Source organism: Paenibacillus agaridevorans, assembly GCF_003112455.1.
GTDB lineage: Bacteria > Bacillota > Bacilli > Paenibacillales > Paenibacillaceae > Pristimantibacillus > Pristimantibacillus agaridevorans.
On the sequence record NZ_BDQX01000400.1, the window covers coordinates 19527 to 28569 of the forward strand.

8 protein-coding genes are annotated in these 9043 nt (G+C 52.7%); 1 reads left to right on the top strand and 7 read right to left on the bottom strand.

Annotated elements, in window-relative coordinates:
- The 7 genes from PAT3040_RS31300 to PAT3040_RS31330 all read right to left on the bottom strand — a co-directional run.
- On the bottom strand, positions 1–1551 hold a 1551-nt coding region (locus tag PAT3040_RS31300), incomplete at its 3' end, for an AraC family transcriptional regulator (RefSeq protein ID WP_146200611.1).
- A 32-nt stretch (positions 1552–1583) separates the two neighbouring features.
- Complete coding sequence (locus PAT3040_RS39800) at positions 1584–2693, bottom strand: GNAT family N-acetyltransferase (RefSeq protein ID WP_108995761.1); 1110 nt, start codon at positions 2691–2693, stop codon at positions 1584–1586.
- 3 nt (positions 2694–2696) lie between these two features.
- The gene (locus tag PAT3040_RS31310) at positions 2697–3242 is read right to left on the bottom strand and encodes a GNAT family N-acetyltransferase (RefSeq protein WP_108995762.1); all 546 of its coding nucleotides are present in this window, start codon (positions 3240–3242) and stop codon (positions 2697–2699) included.
- A gap of 112 nt (positions 3243–3354) precedes the next feature.
- A complete protein-coding gene (locus tag PAT3040_RS31315; RefSeq protein ID WP_108995763.1) occupies positions 3355–3567 on the bottom strand; it encodes a hypothetical protein in 213 nt (70 codons plus the stop codon).
- 379 nt (positions 3568–3946) lie between these two features.
- Positions 3947–4429, bottom strand: coding sequence for a hypothetical protein (locus tag PAT3040_RS31325; protein ID WP_108995765.1), 483 nt, complete (start codon positions 4427–4429; stop codon positions 3947–3949).
- 38 nt (positions 4430–4467) lie between these two features.
- Complete coding sequence (locus PAT3040_RS37690) at positions 4468–4623, bottom strand: hypothetical protein (protein ID WP_181376952.1); 156 nt, start codon at positions 4621–4623, stop codon at positions 4468–4470.
- Positions 4624–5858: 1235 nt separating this feature from the next.
- Positions 5859–6851: an RluA family pseudouridine synthase gene (locus PAT3040_RS31330; protein WP_108995766.1), complete on the bottom strand. Its 993-nt coding sequence runs from the start codon at positions 6849–6851 to the stop codon at positions 5859–5861.
- Positions 6852–7313: 462 nt separating this feature from the next.
- On the opposite strand from PAT3040_RS31330, the gene PAT3040_RS37695 reads away from it, so the two are divergent.
- A partial coding sequence (locus PAT3040_RS37695) for a glycosyl hydrolase family 18 protein (RefSeq protein ID WP_258235253.1) occupies positions 7314–9043 on the top strand: 1730 nt, incomplete at its 3' end.

Genomic DNA, 9043 nt, shown 5'->3' on the forward strand with positions numbered 1-9043 from the left:
AACGTAATGCTCCCATCCGTTGACGCTCACGATCGATGCCGGCGTCAGTCCCAGCTGCTGGTAGAGCAGCCAGCCTCCGTTGCTCATATAAGGACTTACCCTTACGCCTTCCCGTGTCGACTCCAGAAAGAGGAACGTCTTGCTCGCGCATGCCGCGTACATCCGGTCCCTCGCGGAGCGGACGAGCCGGTCGAATTGCGCGATATTTTGCTCAGCGTGGGCTTCCCGTCCCAGCACGGCCGAGAGCTGGCGATGCACGTTGCGCCAGTCTACCTCCCAGCTGTAATAGTGGGTCGGAGCGATGTCGGCGAAGCCGTTCACGCCCCAGCTCTTCATGAAGCGGCCGACGATAATCAGCTCGGGGGCAAGCTTGCGCAGCCGCTCCATGTCGATCGACAGCTCGCAGCCGATATGCGGGAGATGGGCAATATAAGGCTTCAGATAGGGAATGACCGTCTCTTGCCGATCCGGTTGATGATCGGCAGGCACGGCTGCGGGGAGCAGGCCAAGCGCGATCAGATGGTCGACCTCGTCCACGTACGTAACCGCGACATTAACAGGCTTCAGCACCCTGCCGTTTCGCTCCTTGCCTTGCGAACGCTCTCCTGCCGTACGAATGTAGACGGAAGGGGAGACTCCGGCAACCTTCTTGAACATCCGGCTAAAATAATATTCATCGCAAAAACCCACCTGCCGCGCAACCTCCCTCAGCGGCCCTCCCCCCGGCAAGATGGTTTTGGCCGATTCGATGCGCGCATGGATTAAATAGTCGCTGGGCAGCATCCCCATCGCAGCTTTAAAATGACGCGTAAACGTACTGGGATGGAGACCGCACCAGCTTGCGAGCTCGTCCATTCGAATATTGTCCTTATAATGTTGGTCGATATAAGCCGCGCAGCGCCTTACAACATCCGGCGCCGAATAAGGGCTCCGCTGCGCCTTCTGCTCCGACAGAATCATATAAAGCAGCTCTGACAGTGCCAGCTGGCGCCTCCAACGAAACATGCCGTCAGCGTCGTCTCCCCCCTTATACAGACGTTCGATTAACCTTTCGATCGAATGCATGTCAGTAACGGACATTGCTCCGCCTCTCGGGAAATGCGACGGCTCGAAGGGTGCAAGCGACCAGCCCCCATCTTCTCGAACCGGACGCATCAGCTTGAAGGCGCTGTAATGGACATCCCAATCTGCAAGCGCATCAGCCTGTTCGATCATATACATGCCAGGCGTGAGCAGAAGAAGCTGATTGCCGGTAATGGAGATGGGGACATTGTTGACGGTTAATTCGCCACGGCCGTGCTTGATGTACAGCAGGGAGAAAACGCCGACGCGCCTTCTTTTCATTGTGGAGGGCCATTGCCCCGTATAATGAACGACTCGCCGAAGGAAGACAAGCGGCTGTCCCTCCCCGATCAACAGCTCCTCTCCGGGTGGGACTCGAAGCAGGGACGACGATCCATCCATACGTCCGCCCGGGATTCCCCCATAGAGCGAGGGAGCTACCCTGGCGGACTTGGCGCGAGCAGGCTCAAATTCGGGTTTGTTGGACATGGATGTCTCCCTCCTCAGGTCATAACAATGTACTATATTTCCAAATGAAGAATCGGATACGGTCGGCCTTGCGAATCAAGTTCGGACCTGCCGACGATCCGGAAACCTCTGTTTGCGTAGAAAGCACAGCCCTGCCCGTTCTGCTCGTTCACGTCGACGTATCGCACTCCCTCGTGCTTGAGAGCGGCCTCCAGCAGCTTTTTGCCTATGCCCCTCCCGCGTTGCTTCGCCTCCACGAACAGCATCTCGATCTTGTCATCCTGCATGCCGACGAAACCGAGCGGCTGCCGGTCTTCGTCATAACAACCATACAGATACTCGATTAGCTGCAAGCCCTGCCGAACCTCGGGTTCAATGGAACGGATCTCTTCGGCGGTCAGAAAATCATGCGTCGCCGACACGGAGGAATGCCAGACGGCCGTCAGGCGGTCTACGGTTTCGGAGTCGCGAATCCCAATAGCGCGCACTTCTGCCACTGTTGCCTGATTAGACCCCCGCAAAAGTAGCGTCTTCTTCAACTCATCTACGGAATGGCATACGGTCGTCGGACCTGCCCCCGTCAACTCCTCCAGGCTGCCGTAGCCGAACGTGACGCCGATGGACGATATCCCGTTGTTGCGGGCGCCGATGATGTCGTGTTTACGATCGCCAACCATGACCGTCCCCGACTTATCCAGCTTATGTTGTTGCATAATGTACGCGATGAGCTCCGTCTTGTCGGACCGCGTGCCGTCCAGTTCGCTGCCATGCACTTCCGCGAAATACTTTTCGATCCGGAAGTGCTCCAGAATCCGCCTCGCGAATACGGTCGGCTTGGAGGTCGCCAGAATGAGCGAGCGCCCTTGCCGCTGCAACCCGGCCAGCAAGTCTACCATTCCGCCGAATAACGCATTCTGGAAGATTCCCGTCTCCTTGAAATATTCCCTGTAGTACTCTACCGCTTGCCTGGCATCCGATTCGCCGAACGCGTACAGCTCCCGGAACGATTGGGCTAACGGCGGTCCTATAAACGACGTAAGGGCTTCGAGGTTTTTTTCGTAGATGCCAAGCTTGGCCAGCGCGTATTGCACGGACTTCGTAATGCCTTCCTTGGGATCCGTTATGGTTCCGTCCAGATCGAACAAGATGTTTTGATAGGTCATTCGTTATGCTTCCTTTCCCGCGTTCAGCTTCGAAAAAATAATAGCATCTCTAAAGCTTGCCTTTTTATAATAATACTCCTTCAGCGTGCCTTCTTCATAGAAGCCCATCTTCTCCAGCAGTCTTCGGGAGCCCGTATTGCCCGGCAGAATGATTGCGGCGATACGGTTCAGCGCCATACGCCCGTAACCGAAATGCATAATCGCATGCAAAGCTTCGGCCATAATCCCTTGCCGCCAGTACTCGGGAGACAGTTCGTAGCCCACCTCGGCTTTGCAATGCTTTTGGGTCCAATTGTGGAAACCGCACGTGCCGATAACCCGATCTTGTGATCGAAGCGTAATTCCCCATCGGACGGCTTGCTGATTGTGGAATCTGTCATGCCAGAACTGGATCAGCTTCTCCGCTTGCTCCAGCTCCGTGAAGCTCTCCACATCGTAATATTCCGTCACCTCGTCCTGAGCGAAGTAATGGAACACATCAGATGCATCCTTCATCCTTAGCGGCCTAAGCCGCAGCCTCGGCGTCTCGATAACGGGGATCTTATTCATGACGTTAGCCACCTTTCGTATTAGGGCAAGTTCCACGGTGCTCCTGAACGATATTCGGTGATGAGCCACTCGTTTTGTATCTTCTTTATGAATATTTTATCCTTGCCCTTTTTCAATTCGCCGATATCGCCGTAGTTAACGGTGCTATAAACGACCTTTTTGCCTTTTCCGATCCACAACACATAATCGACGTCAACGCCACAAAACCGCGATAAAAACCATTAACAGTAGTATGAATCTCGGCATTTTCCCATTTGGACAGCAGGTAGTATGTACCAAAAATACTCATAGCGATGACCGCAGCGAGCCACTTTTTATTTATCACGTATTCTCCTCTTCGTCGCTGCGTGACATATTGATGACGACACCCAGGAAACATCCAAAAGCTAGAATTGCCGTTGTTATGGGGAAGCTGAAAAAAATGATAAAATACTCGCCGTTGTTATCTAAACGAGAACCCGGGCTTATATTTTGAAGGGCTACTAAGATTCCGTACAGAATCATCAAATCTAATAAATAGTTCAAGCAAGCATAATAGACGGAAATCCACCTTAGTTTTGCAATTAAAGTAGATAAGAAAATGACTAGAGCAAATGAGAAACATAAGCCTATAATTGCAATCCTCGTTTCGTTGGATATGCTCAGAAAAAAGATCATCACCATCAAATAAGGCACGGCTATGAGTTGGGTCTGGAGAAAAAGTTTCAAGTCGACACCTCGCGGCTGTTGCCAGATTCAAGATCGGATTCCAAACGCAAGCTTGCACCTTCCAATTCATCCTGACTGTCTAGATACTTTAACGTTTTTTCAACGTCTCCTCTTGCCAATGACTTCACTATAATCAAATGTCGTATATTCATGCCCGGCGGATCGAGGTTTTCACTGTCGAAATGCACAACCAACTTCTGTGGCGTCGTGAACAAACACCATCGTTTGCTGCCATCGCTGAAGATTAACGTCGCTTCTACCAAGTCGAAGTCTTCGATTTCATCATCGAACGTCCAGCTATCCAACATAATGACGCTGTCCTTCGTAAAGTAGGTTTTGTCCACCCATATGGTTTTTCCATGTTCGCCGACGACCTTATATATCTTCTCGTTTTCATTCCGTATCATGTAGCTTTTACCCTTGGTTAAAGCATGGCCATACACGCCCACTTTGCGGCAATTTATCGTTCGTTCTTCCACGATGCCACCTCTTGCTTTCCCCTTAAACTTGCCGTTCGTTAGAGCGAGCCTTCCCGTTGCTCCCTCTCTCTTCTCTGCTTGTCTCTCAATAAGGCCTGTTCTACCGGGTCGATTCTGTTCGGCAATTTGGCATTGATGTTGATCAACAGGACAATAATGACGACCAGTAGTATCGCAATCACGATTTCCATCATTAACCACTAACCTCCTAAACGATAAATGCGCTTAATATGTTCCGGTACTGCAACGTCGGATTTTGCAATAACCATTGCTTCATCTATATAAATATCAAGGAATTTCCAGTACACAATTAGTTGATCGCTCTCCACTACATACAGAAAGTCCATCCTTCCATCACCTACTACTTCACCGTTCATTAGGAAATGGATGGTAGTGCTTCAAATCAAGAAGCAGCTGTCTTTCAACTTCGCGCTTAAGTTTGGGACCCATGGTCATCGCAAGTCCCATTTCATGCCCAAATGGTCGATCTATTCCGCCCCCCCCTCTCGCACTACTGGATAATCTTCCAAAACCTTCAAGCCGACTATACCACGGTAATGAGCCTGTGCATAGGGCAGCGTAGACGCGGCTTTAATAGACAAGGCCGGCATCCCAATTCAACAGGAATGGCCACGCCCGGATGCATCCGAAATAAAGCCGAATATTCCGCTATAATGTGCCTCGTGAGGCTGATTCGGGCGAATATAGCTGAAAAATCAGCTATAATGTGCCTCGTGGGGCTGATTCGCCGAATTATAGCCGAAAAATCAGCTTTATTGGCTGGTTGGGACCAGAGAGCCCTGATTATAGCGGAATATTCCACTTTAAATGTGCTCCGGACGGGCCTGCGACGATGATTATAGCGGAAAACCAGCTTTATTGGCTGGTTGACCCCAGCCTGAACAATTAAGGGGATTAGTGCCATCTATTTCAAGATCTTCGGTCTTATAGAACGGAACAAAGGGAAAAGCTCCCTCTATTTCGGGGCCATTCCAGGCTCTACAAAGATATTCCATAAATTAGATGGAGAATTTCCCCTAATTGCAGCAGATCCAGGATACTGACACCAAAATAACGGGACTTTTTCCCGTTATTAGCTTGGGGCAGACACACCGGGAAACGAGTCAAGATAATCCCAATGAGAGCTACCCTTCACCTTTCACAAATTTTTCGACGAACCCAGTAAACTCCTGATTACAGCTGCATATCCCCTATAGTGTGACTCGGATTAGCTGCAGCCCGCCTCCTTCTCTATGTTTAACCCTTTTTTCCATGATGCCGAGCTTCAGCAAGCTTGCTGCTGCTATGCAGTCGAATTTCTAAAACAAAAAAAAGCCTCTGACATGGTATCAGAAGCTCGATGTATTTTAAATGGACTTGTGTACTGACCTTTTTTGCTTGTAACTTGAAGGCAGCTGGGCTCCCTTCGTTATCTCCTCCCCACGGGGGACGATGGTTTGAGCTGCGCCAGAAACGATTTCGGAATATCCGTTTCGAACCGCAGCAGCTCGCCCGTAGTCGGATGGGAGAAAGCCAGCACGCGAGCGTGCAAGCCCAGCCTGCCCAGCACCTTGGAGCGGGAGCCGTATTTTTTGTCACCTACGATGGGATGCCCGAGATCCTCCATATGGACGCGAATTTGATTTTTGCGTCCGGTCTCGAGCCGAACCTCCAGTAACGTGTAGGCACTGCCGGCTTGAAGCGTTTTGTAATGCGTCACGGCATGCTGCCCGTCCCCCTGCCGCTGGCTGGAGTACATCTTTAGCGTGCTGCTCTCTTTTAGCCAGGACGTTATCGTCCCTTCCGCTTTTTTTACCTTGCCTTCGACCAACGCAACATACGAGCGCTCCTTGACGGCTTCCTGCCAAGCGTTCTGCAGCTGCTGCTGGATCCTCTCGCTTTTGGCGAACATCATCACGCCCGACGTGTCTCGATCCAGGCGGTGCACGACGAAGATCCGGCTCTTGGGATCTTTGGCACGGACATGCGCCATAAGCTGGCGATAGGCGGTGATCTCGTTGTCTTGGCCTGTCGAGATCGACAACAGCCCGGCATCCTTTCGAATAACGATAATGTCCTCGTCCTCATGCAGGATGTCGAGACCGACAAGAGGCGTTTCCTCCACCACGCGCTCCCTGCTGACGGAGACGGTCTGTCCGGGCTCAAGAGGATGGTTGTACTCTTTTACGACCACGTTGTCGACCGACACTTGCCCGCGGGCCAACATCGATTTCGCGGAATTGCGGCCAAGCTTGGATGTATGGATGAGAAAAAGCAGCAGCTCGGTCGTTTCCTTCACGGTATACCGGCTGGCATTCGGGCGGCTCGCACTCGGGCGGCTCGCACTTGGACGGCTGGCACCCTGGCGGCTGGTATTCGGGCGGCTGGCTTTAGGCGGGTTACTTCTGTTCTTCTGCTTCATGGGGGGGCCTCCTGCTTCCAAAAAAACGTTCGTCTTGATTCGTGTCAACTATATCATTTTCGCGCCGCGAATGCTATGGCGGGCCGGCTGGGGCAAGCCATCCGTCCTGGCAAAATCGATGATCCGCCGCCTCTCTTTTAACGCCATAGTTTTCACATATTGTGCCGACATCTGTCGTCGAAAGTCGAATTTTCAATCATCATTTCGATTACAATGATCATAAATATGCGTATCACGAAATTTTCTCCCTCTCATTATGGAAATCTCCCCCTTCCTGAAATCGTTTCTTCGTCCCATGATAGAAGTGACCACAATTATTTTGCAAATTGCCAACAAAGGAGGCCGTAACCACTAGACCACAAGACCACAATACCGCTCCCAATCATTCCTCTCACCTAGATCTTGCGCAAGCCTGAGCATGGCTGCAACATCCTTTCGAAAAAAAACATTCGAGGTGATCTGGTGTATACGTCAACCCACAAACTGTTCGCGAAGCCGACCGTCCTGTCGTTATGTCTCGCTTTGCTAGTCAGCCTCCTCTACGTCCCCGCCGCCATTAATGCCGCAGACGAACCGCCCGGGCAAGATCCCGCAGCACCGCAAAATCTCCGCATCGTCGACTTGTCCCACAACATGGCAACGTTCGAATGGGATTTCATCGGCAACGATCAGGATCCTCAGCATCCTAACGATATCGACATTTGGGATGCCGATACCAATTCCTATCTGACTTGGGGCAACCGCTGGACGCACGCGTTAGGCGGACTGACGCCCGAGACCACTTACCGCATCTATATTACATGGTACGAACGGCCCGCAACGCTTGCGCATAAGAGCAACGTGCTGGAATTCACGACAACGGCCGACATGAGCGAATACAAGGAGGCGCCGCTGACGCCGCCGCAAAACTTTAAGGTATCCGACATTACGGAAACCGGCATCACCTTCGGCTGGACGACCAGCCCTCAGGCAACGGGTTATGATCTCTACATGGACGGCGACTGGAAGGCCGGCGTATGGAACGGTACGGACAACGCCATGACCTACACGATCCCCGAGGAGAAACGGGTCGCCGGCGCCGCGCTCAACTTCTATCTCGGCGCCCAGGATCCCGCGAACGCGCGAGTGTCCGCGAACAGCAACGAGATCGACCTGATCTGGGGCGAGCTCGCCGCGCCGTCCGATCTGCAAGTCGTCACCGCCAACCGCGATACGGTAAATCTCGGCTGGGCGCCCGTTCCCGGCGCGACGTTATACACCGTCTATCAGGGCGGCACGGTTATCGGCACGACATCCGAGCCTCGGCTGACAGCCTCCGGCCTGGCGGAAGGACAGTCCTACGACTTTACAGTGCGGGCCGCGAACCAGCTCTGGGAATCCCCGATCAGCGAGACGCTCTCCGCCGTGCCCGGCGCGGAATACACCAACGTCACGTATTACACGGCCTGGTCGCTGTCCGAGCAAGGACGCAACTTTAGGCCGGAGGATGTCGATTACAACAACTTCACCCATATCAATTACGCGTTCGCCGATCTGTGCTGGAAGAAATTCGGCTCCGGCGCGACGGCGTGCCAAAATGAAAATATTCCGCTGCAGAGCGACTACGTTCATGACGGCGAAGTGATCCTGGGCGACGCCGACTTTGATCCTAGAAACTTCGCGAGCTTCAAAACCATCAAAGAGGAGAACCCGCACTTAAAGCTGCTTGTATCCGTAGGCGGCTGGTCGTGGTCGAACAACTTCTCGCCCGTAGCGGCAACGGAGCTGACCAGACGCACGTTCGCGAACTCAGCCGTGAATTTCATCCGGGAATATGGCCTCGACGGCCTCGACATCGACTGGGAGTACCCCGTGGAGGGCGGCGAAGAGGATAACGCGCACTCTGCCGAGGACAACGTCAATTTCACCTTGCTCATGAAGACCATTCGCGAAGCGTTCGACGCCGCGGGCTCCGAGGACGGTCGTTATTATTTGCTCACCATCGCTTCCGGCCAAGGCGACAACTTCGTCGTGAACGCGGATCTGAAAAACTCTTCCGCCTATCTGGACTATATCAATATCATGACCTATGACTACAGCGGCAACTGGGAGCTGTTCGCGCATCATAACGCTCCGCTCTATCATGACGGCAGCCATCCCATGGATTACGCGGCGCGCAACAACGTAAGCGGCGGCGCGGTCGGGCATCTTAA

Bases quoted from the DNA above. Each gene is read 5' to 3' on its own strand.
- PAT3040_RS39800 (WP_108995761.1), bottom strand. From the start codon at position 2,693: ATGACCTATCAAAACATCTTGTTCGATCTGGACGGAACCATAACGGAT.
- PAT3040_RS37690 (WP_181376952.1), bottom strand. From the start codon at position 4,623: ATGATGGAAATCGTGATTGCGATACTACTGGTCGTCATTATTGTCCTG.
- PAT3040_RS31310 (WP_108995762.1), bottom strand. From the start codon at position 3,242: ATGAATAAGATCCCCGTTATCGAGACGCCGAGGCTGCGGCTTAGGCCG.
- PAT3040_RS31330 (WP_108995766.1), bottom strand. From the start codon at position 6,851: ATGAAGCAGAAGAACAGAAGTAACCCGCCTAAAGCCAGCCGCCCGAAT.